This window comes from Enterobacter sp. UPMP2060 (assembly GCF_053709655.1).
Genome location: NZ_JBSKJQ010000004.1, coordinates 176884 through 201569 on the forward strand (window position 1 = coordinate 176884; position 24686 = coordinate 201569).

The 24686-nt window shown below is 56.1% G+C and carries 20 protein-coding genes and 1 pseudogene; 2 read left to right on the forward strand and 19 right to left on the reverse strand.

Going from position 1 to position 24686, the window contains the following annotated elements:
* Positions 1 to 79 precede the first annotated feature (79 nt).
* The 12 genes and pseudogenes from kefC to ACWKXN_RS11665 all read right to left on the reverse strand — a co-directional run bounded on the left by kefC (position 80) and on the right by ACWKXN_RS11665 (position 14784).
* The gene (kefC, locus tag ACWKXN_RS11610; protein ID WP_033144606.1) at positions 80 to 1945 is read right to left on the reverse strand and encodes a glutathione-regulated potassium-efflux system protein KefC; all 1866 of its coding nucleotides are present in this window, start codon (positions 1943 to 1945) and stop codon (positions 80 to 82) included.
* Entirely contained in the window at positions 1938 to 2468 is a 531-nt protein-coding gene (gene kefF / locus ACWKXN_RS11615) for a glutathione-regulated potassium-efflux system oxidoreductase KefF (RefSeq protein ID WP_023310358.1), read from the reverse strand. The genes kefC and kefF overlap by 8 nt, the downstream gene beginning before the upstream one ends.
* A gap of 103 nt (positions 2469 to 2571) precedes the next feature.
* Entirely contained in the window at positions 2572 to 2805 is a 234-nt protein-coding gene (locus ACWKXN_RS11620) for a YgdI/YgdR family lipoprotein (RefSeq protein ID WP_023310357.1), read from the reverse strand.
* A 138-nt stretch (positions 2806 to 2943) separates the two neighbouring features.
* The gene (gene carB / locus ACWKXN_RS11625) at positions 2944 to 6168 is read right to left on the reverse strand and encodes a carbamoyl-phosphate synthase large subunit (RefSeq protein ID WP_039260850.1); all 3225 of its coding nucleotides are present in this window, start codon (positions 6166 to 6168) and stop codon (positions 2944 to 2946) included.
* A gap of 18 nt (positions 6169 to 6186) precedes the next feature.
* Complete coding sequence (gene carA / locus ACWKXN_RS11630) at positions 6187 to 7335, reverse strand: glutamine-hydrolyzing carbamoyl-phosphate synthase small subunit (protein ID WP_010427050.1); 1149 nt, start codon at positions 7333 to 7335, stop codon at positions 6187 to 6189.
* Positions 7336 to 7788: 453 nt separating this feature from the next.
* A complete protein-coding gene (gene dapB, locus ACWKXN_RS11635; RefSeq protein ID WP_454543809.1) occupies positions 7789 to 8610 on the reverse strand; it encodes a 4-hydroxy-tetrahydrodipicolinate reductase in 822 nt (273 codons plus the stop codon).
* A gap of 205 nt (positions 8611 to 8815) precedes the next feature.
* Entirely contained in the window at positions 8816 to 9766 is a 951-nt protein-coding gene (gene ispH, locus ACWKXN_RS11640; RefSeq protein ID WP_182931513.1) for a 4-hydroxy-3-methylbut-2-enyl diphosphate reductase, read from the reverse strand.
* Position 9767: 1 nt separating this feature from the next.
* Positions 9768 to 10217 (reverse strand): FKBP-type peptidyl-prolyl cis-trans isomerase, encoded by a 450-nt coding sequence (gene fkpB / locus ACWKXN_RS11645; RefSeq protein ID WP_003856450.1) that lies wholly within the window; start codon positions 10215 to 10217, stop codon positions 9768 to 9770.
* A 52-nt stretch (positions 10218 to 10269) separates the two neighbouring features.
* Positions 10270 to 10770, reverse strand: coding sequence for a signal peptidase II (lspA, locus tag ACWKXN_RS11650; RefSeq protein WP_033144602.1), 501 nt, complete (start codon positions 10768 to 10770; stop codon positions 10270 to 10272).
* A complete protein-coding gene (gene ileS / locus ACWKXN_RS11655) occupies positions 10770 to 13586 on the reverse strand; it encodes an isoleucine--tRNA ligase (RefSeq protein ID WP_454543810.1) in 2817 nt (938 codons plus the stop codon). The genes lspA and ileS overlap by 1 nt, the downstream gene beginning before the upstream one ends.
* Before the next feature lie 45 nt (positions 13587 to 13631).
* On the reverse strand, positions 13632 to 14558 hold the full coding sequence (gene ribF, locus ACWKXN_RS11660; RefSeq protein WP_023310350.1) for a bifunctional riboflavin kinase/FAD synthetase: 927 nt from the start codon (positions 14556 to 14558) through the stop codon (positions 13632 to 13634).
* Positions 14559 to 14565: 7 nt separating this feature from the next.
* Positions 14566 to 14784 (reverse strand): annotated as a pseudogene (locus ACWKXN_RS11665) (DUF2575 domain-containing protein).
* Between the two features lie 101 nt (positions 14785 to 14885).
* Here ACWKXN_RS11665 and rpsT point away from each other — a divergent pair.
* The gene (gene rpsT, locus ACWKXN_RS11670) at positions 14886 to 15149 is read left to right on the forward strand and encodes a 30S ribosomal protein S20 (protein ID WP_003856458.1); all 264 of its coding nucleotides are present in this window, start codon (positions 14886 to 14888) and stop codon (positions 15147 to 15149) included.
* 57 nt (positions 15150 to 15206) lie between these two features.
* Here the strand turns inward: rpsT and nhaR are convergent, their stop codons facing one another.
* The 4 genes from nhaR to dnaK form a co-directional block, all read right to left on the reverse strand.
* Entirely contained in the window at positions 15207 to 16106 is a 900-nt protein-coding gene (nhaR, locus tag ACWKXN_RS11675; RefSeq protein WP_454543811.1) for a transcriptional activator NhaR, read from the reverse strand.
* Between the two features lie 58 nt (positions 16107 to 16164).
* Positions 16165 to 17340, reverse strand: a complete 1176-nt coding sequence (nhaA, locus tag ACWKXN_RS11680; RefSeq protein WP_454543812.1) for a Na+/H+ antiporter NhaA — start codon at positions 17338 to 17340, stop codon at positions 16165 to 16167.
* Positions 17341 to 17512: 172 nt separating this feature from the next.
* Positions 17513 to 18658: a molecular chaperone DnaJ gene (dnaJ, locus tag ACWKXN_RS11685; protein ID WP_023310347.1), complete on the reverse strand. Its 1146-nt coding sequence runs from the start codon at positions 18656 to 18658 to the stop codon at positions 17513 to 17515.
* A gap of 87 nt (positions 18659 to 18745) precedes the next feature.
* Positions 18746 to 20659: a molecular chaperone DnaK gene (gene dnaK / locus ACWKXN_RS11690; RefSeq protein WP_023310346.1), complete on the reverse strand. Its 1914-nt coding sequence runs from the start codon at positions 20657 to 20659 to the stop codon at positions 18746 to 18748.
* 295 nt (positions 20660 to 20954) lie between these two features.
* Here dnaK and satP point away from each other — a divergent pair, with 295 nt between their 5' ends.
* Positions 20955 to 21521 carry an acetate uptake transporter gene (gene satP, locus ACWKXN_RS11695; RefSeq protein ID WP_008502042.1) on the forward strand — a complete coding sequence of 189 codons (567 nt, stop codon included), beginning with the start codon at positions 20955 to 20957 and terminating at the stop codon, positions 21519 to 21521.
* On the opposite strand, the gene ACWKXN_RS11700 is transcribed toward satP, so the two are convergent.
* The 3 genes from ACWKXN_RS11700 to tal all read right to left on the reverse strand — a co-directional run bounded on the left by ACWKXN_RS11700 (position 21498) and on the right by tal (position 24594).
* Entirely contained in the window at positions 21498 to 22820 is a 1323-nt protein-coding gene (locus ACWKXN_RS11700) for an MFS transporter (RefSeq protein ID WP_454543813.1), read from the reverse strand. The two genes, satP and ACWKXN_RS11700, sit on opposite strands and share 24 nt — an antisense overlap.
* Positions 22821 to 22942: 122 nt before the next feature.
* A complete protein-coding gene (mog, locus tag ACWKXN_RS11705) occupies positions 22943 to 23530 on the reverse strand; it encodes a molybdopterin adenylyltransferase (protein ID WP_023310343.1) in 588 nt (195 codons plus the stop codon).
* Positions 23531 to 23640: 110 nt separating this feature from the next.
* A complete protein-coding gene (gene tal / locus ACWKXN_RS11710) occupies positions 23641 to 24594 on the reverse strand; it encodes a transaldolase (RefSeq protein WP_048975064.1) in 954 nt (317 codons plus the stop codon).
* Positions 24595 to 24686 lie beyond the last annotated feature (92 nt).

A 24686-nucleotide genomic window follows, 5' to 3' on the forward strand; every position in this document is an offset into this window, starting at 1 on the left:
ATACGGAAAGCTTAATCTTTCGTCGACTGGCGGCAGGGTAAAGATAAAGAAATTTTTTAATATTGCTGGCAACTCCACTTCACGCGGAAGGTTTACTCTCGGGCTCGTCAGCCGGATCGCCGGTATGCTTGCCCTCTTCCGTGCCCTGCCAGCCATGGCGCTGGATCAGCGACAGGTGGTTACGGTCCTCGTTAATGATTTCCGTCAGCATCGCGCTGGTGCGTTTGAACACCGCCGCACGCTCGGTGGCCGTACTGCCGGCCATCGCCGCCATCTCTTCGACCATCTCGGTATTAAAGCGGCGGAACAGGTCTGCCCGTTCGCGTGCTTCATACGCGCCGAGTCCCAGGTTTTCCAGCGCCATGCGGCCAGACTTCAGCGCACCTTCGAAGGTTTCACGCTCCGGCGCGTCTACGCCCGCCTGCCGCAGCCGGATGTAGTGATCCACATCGCGCGCGCGGGAGATAATAGTCAGCGCCGGGAAATGCTCTTTTACCAGCTCCACCATCTGCATGCTGGTTTCCGGATCGTCAATGGCGTTAATCAACACTTCGGCTTTTGCCGCCCCGGCGGATTCCAGCAGATCGACGCGGGTTGCATCCCCGTAAAACACCTTCATATCAAATTTACGCAGGGTATCGACATGGTCGGGGTCGTGATCGAGGATGACCATTTTCACCCCGCTCGACAGCAGTAAACGACCCACGATCTGCCCGTAGCGGCCAAATCCGGCGATGATGACGCGCGGCTGCTCCTCGTCGATCTCGTCGGCCTCGCGCTCCTGCCCGCTGTCCGATTTTTCCAGGCGCGTCAGTACCACCAGCAGCACAGGCGTCGCCGCCATCGACAGGGCGACCGCCAGCGTCAGCGCCTTCGCCCACTCGGGATCGAGCACGTTTGCCATCTGCGCGGCGCCAAACACCACGAACGCAAATTCACTCCCCTGCCCCAGCAGCACGGCGAACCAGCGGCGCTGCCTGCCCGGCACGTTCAGTGGGCGAGCAATCAGCCACAGCATCACCATTTTAATGACCAGGAAGCCGACGAGCAGGATGACGATCCGCAGCGGGTGCGTCACCAGCGTGCCGAAGTCGACGGACATCCCGACGCCGATGAAAAACAGTCCCAGCAGCAACCCTTTGAACGGCTCGATATCGCTTTCCAGCGCGTGACGGTATTCAGAGCTCGCCAGCAGCACGCCTGCGAGGAACGCCCCCATCGCCATCGACAGCCCGGCCTCCTCCAGCAGCAGACCGAAGCCAAACACCAGGAACAGCGCCACGGCGCTGAACACTTCGCGCAGACCAGAACGAGCGACAAACCGCAGCAGCGGGCGGGTCACGTAGCGGCCAAGCAGCACCACCAGCGCCAGCGCGCCCGCCACCTTCAGCGCCGACAGCGCGAAAGCGCCCAGCGTGGTAGAGGAACCGCTGGCCGCCAGCAGCGGGATCATCGCCACCAGCGGGATAGCGGCAATGTCCTGGAACAGCAGCACCGAGAACGCGCTGCGTCCCATCTGGGAGACCGTCAGATTTCGCTCGTTCATCGCCTGCATGGCAATCGCCGTCGAGGAGAGCGCCAGCGTCATGCCGATGAGCTCTGCCACTTTCCAGTCCATACCCAACAGGATGCAGAACCCACCCAGCAGCAGGCCGCAGGCCACCATCTGCAGCGCACCACCGCCAAATACCGAGGCGCGAAGCTTCCACAGCCGCTGCGGGTCGAGCTCCAGGCCAATCACAAACAGCATCAGCACCACGCCAATCTCAGCGAAATGGAGAATCGCCTCGGCATCCGTGACCAGTCTAAAGCCCCACGGCCCAATGACGCAGCCTGCAATCAGGTAGCCGAGCACCGAACCCAGCCCCAGGCGTACCGCCACGGGCACAATCAGCGCCGCCGCGCCGAGGTAAATCAGCGCCTGTATCAGCGTATGGCTATCCATGGTGCGTCTCCTGCCACTCAAGTAAGCGTTGTTTATAATGACGAGCCTGCGCCTGCAGCGTTTCATCGTCGCAAACAAACGTGCAGTGCATCGCAAACGGCGGGAGCCAGTTCAGACCGCAATAGAGCGCGGTCGCCTGCAGCGGCTGCGCCAGGACGTCAAACCCCGGGAAGGAACCGATATCAAAATGGCTTTCCCCACCGCCGGTGGTAACCGCCCACATCAGGCTTTTTCCTTTTAGCGCATTGCCGTTGTGGCCATACGCCCAGCCGTGGGAGAAGACTTTATCAATCCACAGTTTCAGGAGCGGGGGCGTGCTGTACCACTGCATTGGATGCTGCCAGATAATCAGATCGGCACGGGAGAGCGCCTCCTGTTCGGCGGCGATATCGATATTAAAATCGGGATAAAGTTGATAGAGGGAACGTATCTCTACGTTATCAAGCGTCCTTACCTGCTCAAGCATCCGCTTATTCGCATGCGAGTGCTGCGGATAAGGATGGGCATAAATTATCAGAATCATTGATTAGCCTGTTGTTACTGCTTTCTTTTAACAAAAGAGTGTAGTCAGTAATTCAACAGGCTAATAGTGAATATTATTGACGGGCTTACGTCAGAATTCTGAATTAGTTATCCAGCTCGCCCATGGATTTCACCTGGTCACGGTTGATCTGCTCGGTTTGACCGGTTTCGGCGTTTTTGTACGACACCAGACCGGTATCGTCATCCACCTGAGGTTTGCCGTCGGTGACAATGGTTTTGCCATCGGTGGTTTTTACGGCCTGATTAGACGAACAGCCCGCAACGGTAAACATTGTCGTGGCAGCCAGAACGGAAGCGATCAGTAATTTATTTTGCATGGTGTTTTCCCCTGCTCTCAGTTGAATTTCGTTATCGACCTAACCATTTTAGGCTAACTGACTGAAAGCGGATGAAAAACCAGAAGGTTCTGAAGATGGGAGAATGCCCGGCAGCCGAACGGCACCGGGCATTTTTACTTATTTGCTAATCTGCGCGTGCATTTCCTGCACTGAAATCACCTTCTCGGTGGCATCCGCGTTCAGCGCCATGGCCGTTGCGAAACCGCCGTTCAGGGTGGTGTCGTAGTGCACTTTGTACTGCAGCGCGCTGCGACGAATCAGCTTGGAGTCTTCAATCGCCTGGCGGCCTGCGGTGGTGTTGATGATGTAGGTGTATTCGCCATTCTTGATACGGTCCTGAATGTGCGGACGACCTTCATGCACCTTGTTCACCAGACGCGGGTTGATGCCGGCTTCGCCCAGCACAATCGCGGTACCGTGGGTCGCGTCCAGCTCGAAGCCCTGTTTCAGCAGCTTGGCGGCCAGGTCAACCACGCGCTCTTTGTCGCCTTCGCGAACGGAGAGCAGCGCACGGCCTGATTTTCTCATGGTGGAGCTACTGCCCAGCTGCGCCTTCGCGAACGCTTCTGCGAAGGTGCGGCCCACGCCCATCACTTCCCCGGTAGAGCGCATTTCTGGCCCTAACAGCGGGTCAACACCCGGGAATTTGTTGAACGGCAGCACCACTTCTTTCACCGAGTAGTACGGTGGAATGATCTCTTTGGTCACGCCCTGCTGCGCCAGCGTCTGGCCCGCCATCACGCGCGCCGCCACTTTCGCCAGCGGTACGCCGGTGGCTTTGGAGACGAACGGTACGGTACGTGCAGCACGCGGGTTGACTTCAATCAGGTAGACTTCGTTGTCTTTCACCGCAAACTGGACGTTCATCAGACCGCGAACCTGCAGCTCGAAGGCCAGCTTCTGCACCTGCTGGCGCATCACGTCCTGAATCTCCTGGCTCAGCGTGTACGCTGGCAGAGAACAGGCGGAGTCGCCGGAGTGCACGCCCGCCTGCTCGATGTGCTCCATGATGCCGCCAATCAGCACCATTTCGCCGTCGCAGATGGCGTCAACGTCCACTTCTACCGCGTCGTCGAGGAAGCGGTCGAGCAGCACTGGCGCATCGTTGGAGACGCTCACCGCAGTCTGGAAGTAGCGACGCAGGTCGGCTTCGTCATACACGATTTCCATCGCGCGGCCGCCCAGCACGTAGGAAGGACGCACCACCAGCGGGTAGCCAATCTCTTTCGCCTTCTCAACGGCCATTTCAATGGCGGTGACGGTGGCGTTCGCCGGCTGTTTCAGCTTCAGACGGTCAACCGCCTGCTGGAAACGCTCGCGGTCTTCCGCACGGTCAATCGCGTCCGGGCTGGTGCCGATAACCGGCACGCCTGCTGCTTCCAGCGCGCGCGCCAGCTTCAGCGGGGTCTGGCCGCCGTACTGCACGATAACGCCTTTTGGCTTCTCGATGCGCACGATTTCCAGCACGTCTTCCAGGGTAACCGGCTCGAAGTAGAGGCGATCAGAGGTGTCGTAGTCGGTAGAGACGGTTTCCGGGTTACAGTTGACCATGATGGTCTCGTAACCGTCTTCGCGCAGCGCCAGCGAGGCGTGTACGCAGCAGTAGTCGAACTCGATGCCCTGGCCGATACGGTTTGGACCGCCGCCCAGCACCATAATCTTATCGCGGTCGACGGACGGGTTCGCTTCGCACTCGTCTTCATAGGTGGAGTACATGTAGGCGGTGTCGGTCGAGAATTCAGCCGCACAGGTGTCCACGCGCTTGTAGACCGGGTGCAGGTCGTACTGGTCGCGCAGCTTGCGGATTTCCGCTTCACGCACGCCCGCCAGCTTAGCCAGACGCGCATCGGCGAAGCCTTTGCGCTTCAGCACGCGCAGGAAGTCAGCGTCCAGGCCGTTGATGCCCAGCTCCGCTACCTGCTCTTCCAGACGCACCAGCTCTTCAATCTGCACCAGGAACCAGCGGTCGATGTTGGTCAGGTTGAACACGCCGTCGACGGACAGGCCCGCACGGAAGGCATCGGCGATATACCAGATACGCTCTGCGCCCGCGTCTTTCAGCTCGCGGCGGATTTTGGTCAGCGCTTCCGGGTCGTCCAGGCTCACCTTCGGGTCGAAGCCGGTCGCGCCCACTTCGAGGCCGCGCAGCGCTTTCTGCAGGGATTCCTGCTGCGTGCGGCCAATCGCCATCACTTCACCGACAGATTTCATCTGGGTGGTCAGACGGTCGTTCGCGCCCGCGAATTTCTCGAAGTTGAAGCGTGGAATTTTGGTCACAACGTAGTCGATTGACGGCTCGAAGGACGCAGGCGTGCGGCCACCGGTGATGTCGTTCATCAGCTCGTCGAGGGTATAACCCACCGCCAGCTTCGCCGCCACTTTCGCAATCGGGAAGCCGGTCGCTTTAGAGGCCAGCGCGGAGGAACGGGACACGCGCGGGTTCATTTCGATAACAATCAGGCGGCCGGTTTTCGGGTTAACGGAGAACTGCACGTTAGAACCGCCGGTTTCCACGCCGATTTCACGCAGTACCGCCATCGAGGCGTTACGCATGATTTGATACTCTTTGTCGGTCAGGGTCTGGGCTGGCGCAACGGTGATGGAGTCACCGGTGTGGATACCCATCGCATCGAAGTTTTCGATGGAGCAGACGATGATGCAGTTGTCGTTTTTATCACGCACCACTTCCATCTCGTACTCTTTCCAGCCAATCAGCGATTCATCAATCAGCAGCTCTTTGGTTGGAGAGAGATCCAGACCGCGTTCGCAAATCTCTTCGAACTCTTCGCGGTTGTAGGCGATACCGCCGCCGGTGCCGCCCATGGTGAACGATGGACGGATGATGCACGGATAGCCCACGTCAGCCGCGACGGCCAGCGCTTCTTCCATGTTGTGTGCGATACCGGAACGTGCGGTGTCGAGGCCGATTTTCTTCATCGCCACGTCGAAGCGGCGACGGTCTTCTGCTTTATCAATCGCGTCGGCGGTCGCACCAATCATGGTCACGCCGAACTCTTCCAGCACGCCCTGACGCTCCAGCTCCAGCGCACAGTTCAGCGCCGTCTGGCCGCCCATGGTTGGCAGCACCGCGTCCGGACGCTCTTTCTCGATGATTTTACGCACCACTTCCCAGTGAATCGGCTCGATGTAGGTTGCATCAGCCATTTCCGGGTCGGTCATGATGGTTGCCGGGTTAGAGTTTACCAGGATTACGCGGTAACCCTCTTCACGCAGGGCTTTACACGCCTGCGCGCCGGAGTAGTCGAATTCGCAGGCCTGGCCGATCACGATCGGGCCAGCGCCAAGGATCAGGATGCTTTTTATGTCTGTACGTTTTGGCATTGTCTTCTCGGCTCCTGATTATTTAGCGGTCTTACGGTATTGCTCGATAAGTTCGATGAAGTGATCGAACAGCGGCGCGGCGTCGTGTGGGCCCGGGCTGGCTTCCGGGTGGCCCTGGAAGCTGAATGCTGGCTTATCGGTACGGTGGATACCCTGCAGGGTGCCATCGAACAGCGACTTATGGGTCACGCGCAGGTTAGCCGGCATCGAGGCTTCATCGACGGCAAAGCCGTGGTTCTGCGCGGTGATCATCACCGTGTTGTTATCGATGTCTTTCACCGGGTGGTTACCACCGTGGTGGCCGAACTTCATCTTAACGGTGTTCGCACCGCTCGCCAGCGCCAGCAGCTGATGGCCGAGGCAGATGCCGAATACCGGGATGTCGGTTTCCAGGAAGGACTTGATGGCGGCGATGGCGTAATCGCACGGCGCCGGGTCGCCAGGACCGTTGGACAGGAAAATACCGTCCGGATTCATCTTCAGCACGTCTTCGGCAGACGTTTGTGCCGGAACCACCGTCAGGCGGCAGCCGCGGTCAACCAGCATGCGCAGGATGTTGCGCTTGGCGCCGAAATCGTAGGCCACCACGTGGAACGGCAGCTCGCTCTCTTTTTTCGCTTCAGGCAGGTCGCCTTCCAGCGTCCAGCTACCCTGAGTCCAGCTGTAGGCTTCAGCTGTCGTCACTTCTTTCGCCAGGTCCATGCCGTTCAGGCCCGGGAAGGCTTTCGCTTTTTCCAGCGCCAGCGTCGCATCGAGGTTATCACCCGCGATGATGCAGCCGTTCTGTGCACCCTTCTCGCGCAGCAGACGCGTTAACTTACGGGTATCGATATCGGCAATCGCCACGATGTTATGGCGCTTCAGGTAAGAAGAGAGGTCTTCGGTATTGCGGAAGTTGCTGGCAATCAGCGGCAGGTCGCGGATGACCAGGCCTTGCGCATGTACCTGAGAAGATTCTTCGTCAGCCGCATTGGTGCCGACATTGCCGATATGAGGATAAGTAAGAGTAACGATTTGGCGAGAATAGGAAGGATCAGTGAGGATTTCTTGATAACCGGTCATTGAAGTATTGAAAACGACTTCCCCAACCGCCGAACCCGTTGCCCCTATGGCCCGACCGATAAACTGGGTTCCGTCTTCCAGAACCAATAGCGCTGACTTAATCAAAACACCCTCCAGAGAATATTCACTCACTTTATTTGCATATTAATTCATAGCATGTCATGGATCAATGCAAATGTGTTGCCAGCGGATTTTTGGCAAACGGCGGCATTCTGGGGATTTGGTGGGTAAAAGTCAACTTAAAACGGATATTTTGTTTACTCTTTTGCAAGCCTGGCGAGTGGAATGCGGCTTAAGCGACAAAAAGATCAGGTAAATCACTGCGGAAAACGCTTGCGTGCCAGGTTTAATGAAAAATGAGCTAGCGCAGCACTATAAAGTGGACCAGATGGTCAAAATTTACATTTCAGTAACGTTAAAACACCACAAGAGATAGATATTCAGAGGGTTAAGCAAAAATAATCCATGAAACAGATAAAATAAAAGGGCAATAAAATATTGCCCTATGCAATCAAACAATTACGACTGCAATAACCACATCACGATGGGTAATAATGCTTACAAATTGTTGAGATCGAGCACATCTCGCATATCAAAAAGGCCATCTTTCTTGTTTTTAAGCCACAAAGCGGAACGTACGGCGCCGTTGGCGAACGTCATTCGGCTGGAGGCTTTATGCGTAATTTCGACGCGTTCGCCAATATCGGCGAACATCGCCGTGTGTTCGCCGACGATGTCACCCGCTCGCACGGTTGCGAAACCAATAGTGCCAGGAACGCGTTCGCCGGTGTAACCTTCACGCGTATAGACCGCGCAGTCTTTTAAATCTTTATCAAGTGCATGAGCAATCGCTTCGCCCATCGCCAGCGCCGTACCCGATGGCGCATCAACTTTGTAACGGTGGTGAGCTTCTACGATCTCGATATCGGTATAGTTGCCCATCACCTTCGCGGCCTTCTCCAGCAGCTTCAGCGTGACGTTAACGCCCACGCTGAAGTTTGCCGCGAAGACAATCGCAATCTCTTTTGATGCATCCTGGATAGCCTGCTTGCCCGCATCGTCAAAACCGGTGGTGCCGATCACCATCCCCTTGCCGTGCTGACGACAAAACGCCAGATGCGTGAGCGTCCCTTCCGGGCGGGTAAAATCGATGAAGACATCGAAGTCCTCTTTTACCGCCTCCAGGCTGCTTTGCACGGTAACGCCCGTGTGGCCTGCGCCCGCCAGCTCACCGGCATCGGTTCCCAGAAGCGACGAACCTTCACGCTCCAGTGCCGCGCCAAGCGCGACGCCATCCATCTGAAGTGCCGCCTGAATAAGCTGACGGCCCATACGTCCACCCGCGCCCGCAATGGCGACACGGATCTGTGCATCATGCATAGTTATTCTCTTACGTTAAAATGATGTAAACCGTTTTCAGATTAACCAGCCTTGAGAAGCACTGCCAACTGAAAACACCGATAATTAGAATTTAACGTGAAACCGACTTAAATATCAGTAAAAGACATGATTTTGTCGTCACGATAAAGTAACGGGTAAAAAAAAGGCCAGCACAGGAGGTGCTGGCCTTTCATCAGAAAAAGGACTATTCGACTTCGCGGGCGTCGATGCGCAGTTCTTTCGGGACTTCAAAAACAATGTTCTCTTCACGTCCTTCCAGCGGCACCGCTTCGCCACCGCCCAGTTCCTGCAGACGGGAAATGACGTTCTGTACCAGAATATCTGGCGCAGACGCCCCGGCCGTCACGCCGACACAGGCCGCATGCTTAACCCACGCTTCCTGAATATCCGACGCGTCATCAATCAGGAAAGCCGCTTTCCCCATGCGTTGCGCCAGTTCGGCCAGACGGTTGGAGTTAGACGAGTTTTTGGAGCCGACTACCAGCACCACATCCGCCTGTTCAGCCAGTGCGCGCACCGCTTCCTGACGGTTAGTGGTCGCGTAGCAGATATCATCCTTACGCGGGCCGACGATCTTCGGGAAGCGCTGACGCAGCGCGTCAATCACCTCTGAGGTATCGTCTACGGAGAGCGTCGTCTGGGTCATAAACGACAGACGGGCTTCATTTTTCACGTTCAGCGTAAAGACATCTTCAGGCGACTCAACCAGATACATGCCCCCTTCCGGGTTACTGTACTGGCCCATGGTGCCTTCGACTTCCGGATGACCGGCATGGCCAATCAGAATCGACTCTTCACCACGACGGCTGGCGCGAGCCACTTCCATATGCACTTTTGTCACCAGCGGACAGGTGGCATCGAATACGGTCAGATCGCGGCTTTTTGCTTCGTTACGTACCGCCTGAGAGACGCCGTGCGCGGAGAAGATCAGGATCGCACCGTCCGGCACTTCGCTGATTTGTTCAATGAAGATGGCTCCGCGCTCGCGCAGGCTGTCGACCACGTAGCGGTTGTGCACCACTTCGTGACGTACATAAATCGGCGCGCCGTAAATCTCCAGCGCGTTTTCAACAATGCTGATAGCGCGGTCTACACCGGCGCAGAAGCCGCGCGGGTTAGCCAACAGGATCTGCATTTCAGGCCTCCAGTGCAGGATCGATTTCCAGCACTTCAACATCAAAATGAACGGTACGCCCGGCAAGCGGATGGTTGAAGTCAACGGTAATAGAGTCGCCGTTGATCTCGCGGATCACGCCAGGCATTTCGCTGCCGTCCATAGCGGTAAAGAGCATAATCGCTCCGATCTCCGGTTCACCCGCGTCCATAAACTCGCGGCGCGAGAAATACTGGATCAGGTCCGGACTCGGCACGCCAAACGCGGCATCCGGCTCCAGCGAAAAGGCTTTTTTCTCACCCTCTTTCAGGCCCAGAAGCTGCTGCTCAAGACCTTCAGACAGGGAGGTATCGCCAAGACGAAACAGGGCCGGTTTGCCGTTATTGCGGGTGGATTCGGCCGTGGAGCCGTCATCCAGCTTCAGCGTGAAGTGAACGAGAACCGCGCTGTTGCTCTGTACGGATTTAGACATGCAAATTGCTCGCTTGTTTTGCCCGGTAGCATTACGCCACCGGGCGAGTGTGTTACGCCTGCTCTTTCGCGGCCGGTTTAGGCAAGAAGCCTTCCAGCACGATTAACGCCGCACCGATACAAATTGCCGTATCGGCCAGGTTAAAGGTCGCGAAGTGCCAGTCGCCGACGTAGAAGTCGATCATATCGACCACAAAGCCGTGCCACAGACGGTCAAACAGGTTGCCCAGCGCGCCGCCAATGATCAGCGCGTAGGCAATGTTATTCAGCTTTTGCGTGGCCTTCGAGCGGTACATCAGCACCGCGAGGATCACGCAGATACCGAGAGCGATACCCGCAAAGAACCAGCGCTGCCAGCCACCGCTGTCGGCAAGGAAACTAAACGCTGCGCCGTAGTTACGCGCGTAGTGCAGGTTAAGCGACGGGAACAGCGGAACCGTCTCCCCCAGAGCAAAATTCTGGAGGATCAGGAACTTGCTGCCCAGATCGATAATCAGCACCACCACAACCAGCCACAGCCAGCGCAGTCCTGTTGAACAGAGAGTTTTACTCATCAGGCAAACTTACGTTTTTCGCCGTCACCGGCGACGTTGCTTACACAGCGTCCGCAGATGTCTGCGTGTTCCGCCACCTGGCCAACATCGGTGGTGTAATGCCAGCAACGCGGGCATTTCTCACCGTCGGCTTTGCTCAGCGCGACTTTCAGTCCTTTGAGCAGTTCGCTCTGCTGAGCATCAGCAGAAGCATCGGCATAATCCGCAACTTTCGCACCGGAGGTCAACAGGACAAATCGTAATTCATCGCCCAGCGCCGTCAGCTTCGCCGCCAGCTCCGGTTCGGCATACAGCGTAACTGCCGCTTCCAGAGAGCCGCCGACTTTCTTGTCCGCGCGCGCCTGCTCGATAACCTTGTTCACTTCGCCACGCACTTTCAGCAACTCGTCCCAGAAGGCATCGTTCATCGCTTCGGTGCTGGAGAGATCGAACAGACCTTCGTACCACTCGCCCGTGAACACATACTTCTCACGCTCGCCCGGCAGGTAGCCCCAGATTTCATCCGCGGTAAAGGACATGATCGGCGCCATCCAGCGCACCAGCGCTTCTGCGATGTGGAACAGCGCGGTCTGGCAGCTACGACGCGCCACGCTGTCCGCTTTCGCGGTGTACTGGCGGTCTTTGATGATGTCGAGGTAGAACGAGCCCATCTCGATGGAGCAGAAGCGCATCAGGCGCTGCACCACTTCGTGGAAGTCGTAAGACTCATAGGCTTTCAGAATATCTTCCTGCGCCGCTTTCGCGCAGCCTACCGCCCAGCGGTCCAGCACCACCATCTCTTCCGGTTTCACCATGTCTTTTGCCGGATCGAACCCGTTCAGGTTCGCCAGCAGGAAGCGCGCGGTGTTACGGATACGACGATAGCTGTCGGCAGCACGCTTCAGTATCTCGTCAGACACCGCCATTTCGCCGGTGTAATCGGTAGAGGCCACCCACAGACGCAGAATGTCTGCGCCCAGCTTGTTCATCACATCCTGCGGAGAAACGGTGTTACCGATAGATTTGGACATCTTACGGCCCTGACCATCCACGGTGAAGCCGTGAGTCAGTACCTGACGGTAAGGCGCTTTACCCTTCATGGCGGTGGAGATCATGAGAGATGACATGAACCAGCCGCGGTGTTGGTCAGACCCTTCCAGATACATATCGGCAGCGTGACCGGCAAATTCCGGACGCACGTCAACCACGGAAGAGTGGGTAGACCCGGAGTCGAACCACACGTCCAGGGTATCCGGCACTTTCTCGTAGTTGTCTGCGTCAGCGCCCAGGATGTCGCGGGAGTCGAGATCCCACCACGCCTGAATACCGTCAACTTCGACGCGTTTCGCCACTTCTTCCATCAGTTCCAGGGTGTTTGGGTGCAGCTCCTGCGTCTCTTTATGCACGAACAGAGACATCGGCACGCCCCAGGTACGCTGACGGGAGATACACCAGTCAGGACGGTTAGCCACCATGGATTCGATACGCGCCTGGCCCCAGTCAGGGATCCACTGCACGCCTTTGATCTCTTTCAGAGACTGCTCGCGCAGGCCTTTCTGATCCATGCTGACGAACCACTGCGGGGTCGCACGGAAGATGATCGGCGTTTTATGACGCCAGCAGCACGGATAGCTATGCTGCATTTTTTCAACGTGCAGCAGCGCGCCGCTGGTGCGCAGCATGTCGACGATGATGTCGTTCGCTTTGAAGACGTTGATACCGTCCAGCGCCGGATAGGTGCCTGGCAGGTAAGATCCGTCCGGACCAACCGGGTTAGCGATTTCCAGACCGTACTTCAGGCTGATGTTGTAGTCGTCAGGACCATGGCCACCGGCGGTATGTACCGCACCGGTACCCGCTTCCAGCGTCACGTGGTCGCCCAGGATCGCCGGAACGTCGAAGTCCAGGAACGGGTGTTTGAAGCGCATCAGCTCCAGCGCGTCGCCTTTCACGGTGCCCAGTACGGCGTAATCGTTGATATGCGCGCGCTTCAGCACGCTCTCAACCAGATCTTTCGCCAGGATAACCGCCTGACCATCAATCTGAATCAGCGCGTATTCGAACTCACCGGACAGGGAGATCGCACGGTTCGCCGGCAGGGTCCACGGGGTGGTGGTCCAGATCACCAGAGAGATCGGGCCGTTTACCGAGGAGACGCCAAATTTAGCCTTCACCGCATCCTGATCGACAGCGTTGAACGCCACGTCGATAGATGGAGAGGTTTTGTCGTAATACTCAACTTCCGCTTCTGCCAGCGCAGAGCGGCAGTCCACGCACCAGTGCACCGGCTTAGCGCCTTTGTGCAGGTGGCCGTTACCGATGATTTTACCCAGCGCACGGATGATGTTGGCTTCAGTTTTGAAGTCCATGGTCAGGTACGGGTGCGACCAGTCGCCCAGCACGCCCAGACGGATGAAGTCAGCACGCTGACCGTCAACCTGCGTGGCTGCGTATTCGCGGCACTTCGCACGGAACTCGGCGGCGGTGAACTTCTCACCCGGCTTGCCGAACTCTTGCTCCACTTTAAGCTCGATTGGCAGACCGTGGCAGTCCCAGCCCGGAACATAAGGCGAGTCGTATCCCGTGAGGCCTTTGGACTTCACGATAATGTCTTTCAGAATCTTGTTAACCGAGTGACCAATATGAATGCTGCCATTCGCATATGGAGGGCCATCATGCAGAATGAAGGTTTTTTTGCCTTTTTTGGCTGCACGAATGATGCCATACAGGTCATCATCGGTCCAACGCGCCAGCATTCCCGGTTCGCGCTTGGCGAGATCGCCGCGCATCGGGAACCCTGTTTCCGGCAAATTCAGGGTTGATTTATAGTCACTCATCAGATTCTCGGTTCCGTATTTATCACGTAGGCAGTTAAGCCGGGTTCAAAGCCCAAAAAACTCGCGGGCCGTCAATTCATCTCGCGCAATTTGCGCTTTTAGTTCATCCAGCGAACCAAATCGCTGCTCGTTGCGTATTTTTTTACGCAGTATCACATCTATATGGCGACCATAGAGGTCCATTACAACGTCCAGCAGGTGCACTTCTAACTGTTGACGCACACCGGCGACGGTCGGACGCGTGCCAATGTTGGCGACGCCGTAGAACGGTTTATCGCCCAGTCCTGCCACTTCCACCGCATACACCCCTTTAACCGGGGAAACCTGACGACGCAGCGGTATATTCGCCGTCGGGAAGCCTATCGTGCGCCCCAGCGCATCGCCATGGACCACGCGGCCAGAGATGGTGAACGGATGGCCCAGCAGGGTTTCTGCCGTGTCCAGGTCATCATTAGCCAGCGCCTGACGCACCGCCGTGCTGCTGACGCGCACGCCGCCTTCGCAGAAGGTCATCGCGCTGGTGACGTCAAATCCATACTCCAGACCAGCCTTCTGTAATAGCAAGAAATCGCCCTGACGACCAGCGCCAAAGCGGAAATCATCGCCCACGGCAAGAAACTGTACGCCAAGACGCTTAACCAGCAGGTCGCTGACGAAATTTTGTGCTGTCAGCGCGGCAAAGCGACGATCGAAACGTAAACACAATACATAGTCCACGCCGGACTCCGCCAGATAGCGCAATTTCTCGCGCAGGCGAGTGAGTCGGGCGGGAGATTTATCGCCCGCGAACAATTCCAGCGGCTGCGGCTCGAAAATCATCACTACAACGGGCAGGCCACGGGCCTCCCCTTCTTTCCGCAATCCCTGCAACAGCGCCTGATGACCACGATGCACGCCGTCGAAATTACCAATAGTCAGCACGCACCCGTGTGGCGCGCTGCTGAGATTATGTATGCCGCGTATCAGCTTCATGTCTGGCTCAAAACAGTGAAAATCGCCAAAGTATACCTTGTACAGCGGTTAAGGTTAACCGGCGATTGTTCGCGCAAAACAGAAAGCCGTAATGATTTCATCAGGCTGACCTTTCGCAGCGAAAAAATCTGCTCGTGAACTGCGATTTTTATGCCGAAAGGCTGTATTCAGGGAAGACAAGCTGGTAGAATCCTGCGCCATCACTACGTAACGTAGCGTCGCTAATTAACGGCGCTTATTTGCACAAATCCATTGACAAAAGAAGGCAAAGAGGGCATATTCCTCGGCCTTTGAATTGTCCACATAGAACATATTTGGGAGTTGGACTTGGCTAATATCAAATCAGCTAAGAAACGTGCCGTTCAGTCTGAAAAGGCTCGTAAGCACAACGCAAGCCGTCGCTCTATGATGCGTACTTTCATCAAGAAAGTATACGCAGCAATCGAAGCAGGCGACAAAGCTGCAGCGCAGAACGCATTTAACGAAATGCAACCAATCGTGGATCGTCAGGCTGCTAAAGGTCTGATCCACAAAAACAAAGCAGCGCGTCATAAAGCAAACCTGACCGCGCAGATCAACAAACTGGCTTAATCGCTACTTGTTGTTGCTTGTTTAAAGAACCCGCTTAACGCGGGTTTTTTTATGCCTTCAGATTGCCGGTGGCGTAAACAGCGCCGAGTAGTCACGGTTGCAGATTCGCTGCACCGCCGGGTGCTGAATCATTCTTTCGGCAAATATGGCGTGATACTCCTCCATCACGTTATCCACTCTGCCTATCTCCGTAATCTTGTCGTCTGAATAGAGATCGTGCGCGTACAGCGTCGGCGCAATGAAGATCGCATTATGAGCTTCGCCAAAGGCTTTCATCAGCGCCGCATCGTCGAACTCACCGAGGATTTCTACCTTCAGCCCCTGCGAATTAAACCAGTTCAGCAGCTTGCGTCCGAGCATTGAGCGTCGCCCAGGCACCAGCAGGCGACGCTCTTCCAGGCAGGCCGGGAAGGTTTTCTCCGGAGGCGGGTTGATACACCAGAAGCTCACGCCACATTCGCCAATCTTCACCGAGAACAGCCCTTCCTGCTGGGTGGAGTCAATCGGGCAGTCCGAGATAATCATGTCCAGCTTGTGCTGGCTCAGCTGTTCCAGCAGCATCTCGTGGGTGGATTCAAAGCAGCGCAGGTGAATTTGCTCGTCTTCAACTACCGCCGCATCCAGCACGCCGCTCACCAGCCGCTTGGACAGCGCATCCGCCACGCCAACGTCAAAGAGCAGGTTCGACTCTTTGCGGTAGTTGACGATATCCAGCATCTCCTGGCTCAGGGTGAACATTTTGTCCGCATAGCGGAACACCAGTTCACCCAATTCGCTGGGTTCAATCCCACGCCCTTTACGCTTGAACAGCTTGCCCTGCAGACGCTCTTCCAGGGCCTTGATTTGCCCGGTGATGGTTTGCGGCGTCAGGTAGAGCGCCTCTGCTGCTCCCACCACCGAACCCTGTTTGTAGACGTGCCAGAAGTAGTACAGATGGTTGTAATTTAAATGAGACATCGCGTCTTCTCTCCCTGAGTGTGTATCGGGAGGAGGATCGCCTCCTCCCGGTGTTCCGTTATGCCTGGACAGCCTGTCCGGACAACTTCACCTTCAACAAGGTATAACCGATTACCGCGGCCAGTAATGACCCGATGAGAATGCCGAGTTTAGCCCAGACGATAAGCTCAGGCGCATGCGTACCAAACGCCAGTGTCGAAATAAAGATCGACATCGTAAACCCGATTCCACACAGCACGCCGACGGTCATAATTTGCGAAAACGTGGTGCCATGCGGCAATGACGCCAGCTTCAGCTTCGTCGCCAGCCAGCAGAAGAGGCTAATGCCCAGCGGCTTACCGATAAACAGCCCGGCAATGATGCCCAGCGGCAGCACGGACGTCAGCCCGTCCAGCGTCACGCCGCCGAGGGAAACGCCCGCGTTGGCAAACGCAAACAGCGGCAGGATCATAAAGGCAACCCACGGGTGCAGCACATGCTCCAGCTGTTTGGCAGGCGACTTGCCGTCCTGCGGCTTAAGCGGTACGAAGAAGCCCACAATCACGCCTGCCAGCGTGGCGTGCACGCCGGATTTCAGCACCGCCGTCCACAGCACCATCCCCACCAGGATATAGATACCGATGCGGCGAACATTGAAGATGTTCAGCAGCGCCAGCACCGCAATCGCCCCGGCGGCGACGCTCAGGGACAGGATCGACAGATCGCTGGTGTAGAACAGCGCGATAATCACAATGGCACCCAGGTCATCGATGATCGCCAGCGCCATCAGGAAGATTTTCAGGGCCACCGGCACGCGGCTACCGAGCAAGGCTAAGACACCGAGCGCAAAGGCGATATCCGTCGCGGCCGGGATCGCCCAGCCGTCACGCGCAACAGGATCCTGCCAGGTGAACGCCAGGAAGAGCAACGCCGGAACGACCATTCCGCCAATCGCTGCGATCACCGGAAACGCCGCGCGCTGGCGGCTGGCAAGCGAGCCCAGCACCAGCTCGCGCTTAACCTCAAGACCCACCAGCAGGAAGAACACCGCCATTAGCGCATCGTTGATCCACAGCAGCATGTTCTTATTAATTTCCAGCGCCCCGACCTTCAGCTCAACGGGCGTTTCCAGAAATGCATGGTAGAGATCCTGCGTGATGCCAAGGTTAGCCAGCACCATCGCGGCCGCTGCGGCAATAATCAGGATCACGCCACCGGACGCCTCACTGCTAAAGAAACGGTGTAGTAATTTCATTTAAGTTCTCTCTTTTACAACAATACCTCGATAAAACCATAATACCAAGCCAAATAGCTCGGCAAAAACAGATTAATGTTGAGTATAGACTCAGTTTAACCGAGCTATACGCGCAAATAAAAAAGCCCGGAATCGCTTCCGGGCTTTGAGAAGATGAAAACCAGCTAACGAATCAGCGAGTCAAATCATCGAAGAATTTTTTGACGCCATCGAAGAAGCTTTTGGAACGCGGGCTGTTTTTCTCGCCCGTCGGGCCGCCAAAGCTCTCCTGCAGCTCTTTCAGCAGCTGTTTCTGCTTGTCGTTCAGGCCAACCGGCGTTTCGACGACGACGCGGCACAGCAGGTCGCCCTGCGCGCCACCGCGAACGGATTTAACGCCTTTTCCGCGCATGCGGAACAGCTTGCCGGTCTGGGTTTCCCCAGGCACTTTCAGGTTCACGCGACCATCCAGCGTTGGCACTTCGATTTCGCCACCGAGTGCCGCCATCGCGAAGTTGATCGGCACTTCGCAGTACAGGTTATTACCTTCACGCTCGAAGATGGCGTGCTGTTTCACCTGGACCTGAACGTACAGATCGCCTGCCGGTGCGCCGTGCTCGCCTGCTTCGCCCTCACCGGCCAGACGGATGCGGTCGCCCGTATCGACGCCAGCCGGGATCTTAACGGACAGAGTTTTGGTTTTCTCAACGCGACCGTGCCCGTGGCATTTGGTGCATGGATCTTTAATCAGCGTGCCGCGACCGTGACAGTGAGGACAGGCCTGCTGTACCGCGAAGAAGCCCTGACGCATCTGTACCTGACCAGAGCCGTGACAGGTTGGACAGGTCTGAGGCTGTGTGCCCGCTTTCGCGCCGCTGCCGTGGCAAACGTCACACTCTTCCAGCGTCGGGATACGGATCTCTTTGGTTACGCCGCGAACGGCCTCTTCCAGCGTCAGCTCCATGTTGTAGCGCAGGTCCGCGCCGCGCGCCGCGCGCTGACGACCACGGCCGCCGCCAAAGATGTCGCCAAATACATCGCCAAAGATATCGCTGAAGTCAGCGCCGCCGCCAAAGCCGCCGCCGCCGAATCCACCGCCGCCCATGCCGCCCTGTTCAAAGGCTGCGTGACCGTACTGGTCATAGGCCGCACGTTTTTGTGCATCGGTCAGGACTTCGTAGGCTTCTTTGATCTCTTTAAATTTGGCTTCAGCCTCTTTGTCACCCTGGTTACGGTCCGGGTGGAATTTCATGGCCAGGCGCTTGTACGCCTTTTTGATTTCACGCTCTTCCGCAGTTTTCGGAACGCCTAAAATCTCGTAATAGTCTTGCTTTGCCATTGGTTTTTTTAAGCCCCTTAACATGCGAGCACGGGCGTGGAGAGTTCTCCTACGCCCGTGCCGATTAATTACCCTGCATCAGGGCGATTATTTTTTATCTTTAACTTCTTCGAACTCAGCGTCGACAACGTCGTCGTCTTTCGCGTTGTTCGCCGAAGCGTCAGCGCCCGCCTGCTGTTGAGCGTGCTGCTGCTGAGCGATTTCCATCAGCTTCTGAGAAGCCTGCGCCAGTTCCTGCATCTTCGCTTCGATGTCCGCTTTATCTTCACCTTTCAGTGAGGATTCCAGCGCGCTCAGTGCAGCTTCGATAGCAGTCTTGTCTTCCGCTGGCAGTTTATCGCCTGCTTCTTCAACCTGCTTACGGGTGCTGTGCAGCAGATGGTCACCCTGGTTACGGGTCTGAACCAGCTCTTCGAACTTACGGTCGGATTCCGCGTTAGCTTCGGCATCGCGAACCATTTTTTCGATTTCCGCTTCGTTCAGGCCAGAAGATGCCTTGATGGTGATCTTCTGCTCTTTACCGCTGTTTTTGTCTTTCGCAGACACGTGCAGGATACCGTCAGCATCGATGTCGAAGGTGACTTCGATCTGCGGCATGCCGCGCGGTGCCGGGTTAATACCGTCCAGGTTGAACTGACCCAGAGATTTGTTATCCGCCGCACGCTTACGCTCACCCTGAATCACATGGATGGTTACCGCAGACTGGTTGTCTTCAGCGGTAGAGAACACCTGGCTGTGTTTCGTTGGGATGGTGGTGTTTTTGTTGATGAGCGCAGTCATCACACCGCCCATGGTTTCGATACCCAGAGACAGCGGGGTAACGTCCAGCAGCAGTACGTCTTTAACTTCACCGGTCAGTACGCCCCCCTGAACCGCAGCACCGATTGCGACCGCTTCGTCCGGGTTAACGTCTTTACGTGGCTCTTTACCAAAGAACTCAGCCACTTTCTTCTGAACCATTGGCATACGCGTCTGACCACCGACCAGGATAACGTCCTGGATATCGGATACGGACAGGCCAGCGTCCTGCAGAGCAACTTTCAGCGGCTCGATTGAACGGTTCACCAGGTCTTCTACCAGGCTTTCCAGTTTCGCACGGGTCACTTTGATGTTCATGTGTTTAGGACCGGTCGCGTCTGCAGTGATGTACGGCAGGTTCACGTCGGTCTGCTGAGCGGAAGACAGCTCGATCTTCGCTTTCTCAGCGGCTTCTTTCAGGCGCTGCATGGCCAGCGGGTCGTTACGCAGGTCAATGCCCTGATCTTTCTTGAACTCGTCAACGAGGTAGTTGATCAGACGGGTATCGAAGTCTTCACCACCCAGGTGGGTATCACCGTTGGTTGCCAGAACTTCGAAGGTTTTTTCGCCGTCAACTTCGTCGATTTCGATAATAGAGATATCGAAGGTACCACCACCCAGGTCGTAAACCGCGATAGTACGGTTGCCAACTTCTTTATCCAGACCGTAAGCCAGGGCAGCAGCGGTTGGTTCGTTGATGATACGTTTTACTTCCAGACCTGCGATACGGCCAGCATCTTTGGTTGCCTGACGCTGAGCATCGTTGAAGTAGGCAGGTACGGTGATAACAGCTTCAGTTACCGGCTCACCCAGGTAATCTTCAGCGGTTTTCTTCATTTTTTTCAGCACTTCAGCAGAAATCTGCGGTGGTGCAGTTTTGGTGCCTTTCACATCAAGCCATGCATCGCCGTTATCTGCCGCGATGATTTTGTAAGGCATGATGGAAACGTCACGCTGAACTTCTTCGTCCTGGAAGCGGCGGCCGATCAGGCGTTTAATCGCAAACAGGGTGTTTTGCGGGTTTGTCACTGCCTGACGTTTAGCCGGCTGACCAACCAGAGTTTCACCATCCTGGGTATAAGCAATGATAGAAGGCGTGGTGCGATCGCCCTCGGCGTTCTCCAGCACGCGTGCAGTAGTGCCATCCATAATCGCTACACAAGAGTTGGTAGTACCCAAGTCGATACCAATAATTTTACCCATCTAAACGTCTCCACTAAAAATTCAGTCAACATGTGGTTGTGTACCTGTAATAAGGGCAGAACGTGCTTTTTCAACTGCCCAGATTTGATTTTTTTCAGGTCCACACACTGCGGTTGACTACAAGATGGGGTCGCGACGGCATCCATCAAGGGGCAAGCATAAAAAAATTTTAATTTCACCCTGATGAGATCATAGACGCCACCGATTGCGCCCATTATGATGCCGCGCCCAGTCAGGGAGAACTGACGCGGGTTTAACCATTTCACCATATTAATGATGATTTTTTTGAGGACTTATGGGCAACACTAAGTTGGCTAATCCGGCTCCGCTGGGCCTGATGGGTTTTGGCATGACCACTATCCTGCTGAACCTGCACAATATCGGGATGTTCCCGATGGATGGCATCATCCTGGCGATGGGCATTTTTTACGGCGGTATCGCGCAAATCTTCGCGGGCCTGCTGGAATATAAGAAAGGCAATACCTTCGGCTTAACCGCCTTCACCTCTTACGGTTCTTTCTGGCTGACCCTGGTTGCCATTCTGCTGCTGCCTAAAATGGGCATGGCAGACGCGGCAAACGCCCACTTCCTGGGCGTTTACCTGGGCCTGTGGGGCGTCTTCACCCTGTTCATGTTCTTCGGTACCCTGAAAGGTAACCGCATGCTGCAGTTCGTTTTCCTGAGCCTGACCGTGCTGTTCGCCCTGCTGGCGATCGGTCACCTGGTGGATAACGAAGGCATCGTTCATGTTGCAGGCTGGATTGGTCTGGTTTGCGGCGCAAGCGCTATCTACCTCGCAATGGGTGAAGTGCTGAACGAGCAGTTTGACCGCACCGTTCTACCGATTGGTGAAAAACACTGATCCCTCTGTCGTGTCCGCTTCGCGGGCACGACATCCCCTCATCTGCCCCAGCCAAATTCCTAATACCAGCCCCATCAGCGAGAGCGCGAGCACATACCAGGCTGGCGCCATCGGCGAAACACCCATCAGTACCGTCACCGCAATCGGCGTCAGCCCGCCGAAAATGGCATACGACACGTTGTAGGAAAATGAGATCCCGGTGAAGCGTACCTCCGGCGGGAAAGCTCGCACCATGACGTAAGGCACAGCACCCACTACGCCCACGCACAGCCCTACCGTGCCGTACAGCAGGAACAGCTGTTCAGGATGGCTGCCCGCCAGATGGTAAAACGCCCAGCTTGATGCGGCCAGTAACAGGGTGCCGACGATAAAGGTAACGCTGGCGCCGAAACGATCTGCCGCCAGCCCGGCGGCCAGACAGCCAAAGCAGAGCATGATTGTCGCGATACTGTTCGCCTGTAACGTCACGGCAGGGGCGAAACCGTACTGCTTTTGCAGCCACACCGGGGACATCAATATCACCACCACAATGCCCGCCGAAAGCAGCCAGGTGAGCAGCATCGACACCACCACCGCTTTTTTATGACGTACCACGACCGCCTTCACCGGCAGCTCCTGCGCCAGCGCTTTGCGCTGCTGCATCTCGAGGAAAATCGGCGTCTCCTGCAGCCAGCGGCGCAGGTACATCGCGACCAGACCAAACGCCCCGCCCAGCAGGAACGGAATACGCCAGCCCCAGTCGTGCACGGCCTGCTGCGTCATGCTGGTGTTGACAATTGTCGCGACGACGGAACCGAGCAAAATCCCTACCGTTAAGCCCGCGGTTAAGGTTCCGCAGGCGATTCCAATGCGGCGCGCCGGAACATGCTCCGCGACAAACACCCACGCGCCCGGCACTTCACCGCCAATCGCCGCGCCCTGAAGAACGCGCATCAGCAACAGCAGCAACGGAGCGAGAATGCCCATCGAGGCATAGGTGGGCAGCAGACCAATAGCCAGCGTCGGCACGGCCATCAGCAGGATGCTAAGGGTAAACATCTTCTTGCGCCCGACCAGATCGCCAAAGTGGGCCATGATAATGCCGCCCAGCGGACGCGCCAGATACCCGGCGGCAAAAATGCCGAAGGTTTGCACCTGACGCAGCCAATCCGGGATATCCGCCGGGAAGAAGAGTTCTCCCACGACGGCGGCGAAGAAGACGAAGATGATAAAGTCGTAAAACTCCAGCGCACCGCCTAAGGCCGCGAGCGTGAGAGTTTTGTAGTCCTGTCGATTCAGAGGTCGGGTGTTATGTGACATAGCGAACCATTTTGCGTTTGTTGTGGATTTATTTTTACAGCAGTCGTAAAGAAAAAATTACTATACCGTAAAAGCTTTACCACGCTATCGCCGCTTCAGCTAATGTCACATATTGGTTAATTTCAGGAGATTGTTTCGCGACGTGCGTTTTTCGGGCGAAAAGCTGCTACCACTTTCTCATCGGTTTCCACATACGGACCGTCAAGCAGCTGTATACAATACGGTACACTTGCAAAGATGCCGTGAACGAGGACGCTGCCATCTTCCGCTTTCAGCCCTTCCAGCGTCTCTTTGATCGACTTCGGCTGCCCCGGCAGGTTCAGAATCAATGCCTGTTTGCGGATTACGCCCACCTGGCGGGAAAGAATGGCCGTCGGGACAAAGTGTAGACTTATCTGGCGCATCTGCTCGCCAAAGCCCGGCATTTCACGATCGGCAATCGCCAGCGTTGCGTCCGGCGTCACGTCGCGGCGCGCGGGGCCGGTTCCGCCCGTCGTCAGAACAAGGTGGCAGCTCATCTCATCCACCAGCTCGCAGAGCGTCTGCTCGATGATCGGCTGTTCGTCAGGGATCAGGCGGGTCTGAATGTCAAAGGGGGTGGTCAGCGCGCTGCCAAGCCACTCTTCCAGAGCGGGGATGCCTTTATCCTGGTAAACGCCGCTGGAGGCGCGGTCAGAAATCGACACTAGGCCGATGCGTAAGGTATTCATATCCATTCCATTCAAAAAGTACTGATTAAAGGGAATGATACACGCAGAGAGGAGATTCAGACAGGGTACGAAAGAAGTCGCGTGACCGGGAGCCCGGTCACGCAGAATGATTACAGCAGGTCGCCGATCATTTTTTCCAGTTTGCCCTGGTCAACAGCAAACTTACGGATACCGTCCGCCAGCTTATCGACAGCCATTGGATCCTGGTTGTGCTGCCACAGGAACTCGGATTCAGTGATGCGCTCTGGGCGTGCTTTCACTTCACCGGTGTAAGACAGCTTACGCTCGATGGTACCTTCGCTTTCTGCCAGCTCTTTCAGCAGCGCAGGGGCGATGGTCAGGCGGTCACAGCCAGCCAGCTCGATGATTTCACCGACGTTACGGAAGCTTGCGCCCATAACCACAGTCTCATAGCCGTGCTGTTTGTAGTATTCGTAGATTTCAGTAACAGAAACCACGCCTGGATCTTCAGCCGGCGCGTACTCTTTCTTATCGGTGTTGGCTTTGTACCAGTCCAGAATACGGCCCACGAACGGAGAAATCAGGTATACGCCTGCTTCTGCACATGCACGCGCCTGCGCGAAGGAGAACAGCAGGGTCAGGTTACAGTTGATACCCTCTTTTTCCAGCTGCTCTGCCGCGCGGATACCCTGCCAGGTAGAAGCCAGTTTGATCAGGATACGGTCGTTGCTGATGCCTGCATCGTTGTACATTTTGATCAGACGTTTCGCTTTGGCGATAGACGCTTCGGTGTCGTAGGAGAGACGTGCATCCACTTCGGTAGAGATACGGCCAGGAACCAGCTTCAGGATTTCCAGACCGATGTTCACTGCCAGTTTGTCGGTGGCATCCACAACCTGCTGCGCGCGGTCGTTGCTCTGTGCTTTCGCCCAGGTCACTGCGTCGTCAATCAGTTTGCGATACTCAGGGATCTGTGCGGCGTTAAGGATCAGAGAAGGGTTAGTTGTGGCATCCTGCGGCTGGTACAGCTTCATTGCCGCGATATCTCCGGTGTCAGCTACGACAGTGGTGAACTGACGAAGGGAGGTCAATTTATCCGTCATGATAGTGTTTCTCTTTTAACGTGCCCTGGATAATTCACGCTACCGACAGCATGTCTGCAGCGGAAAAATGACAGGTTTACTTGTTAGGGGGA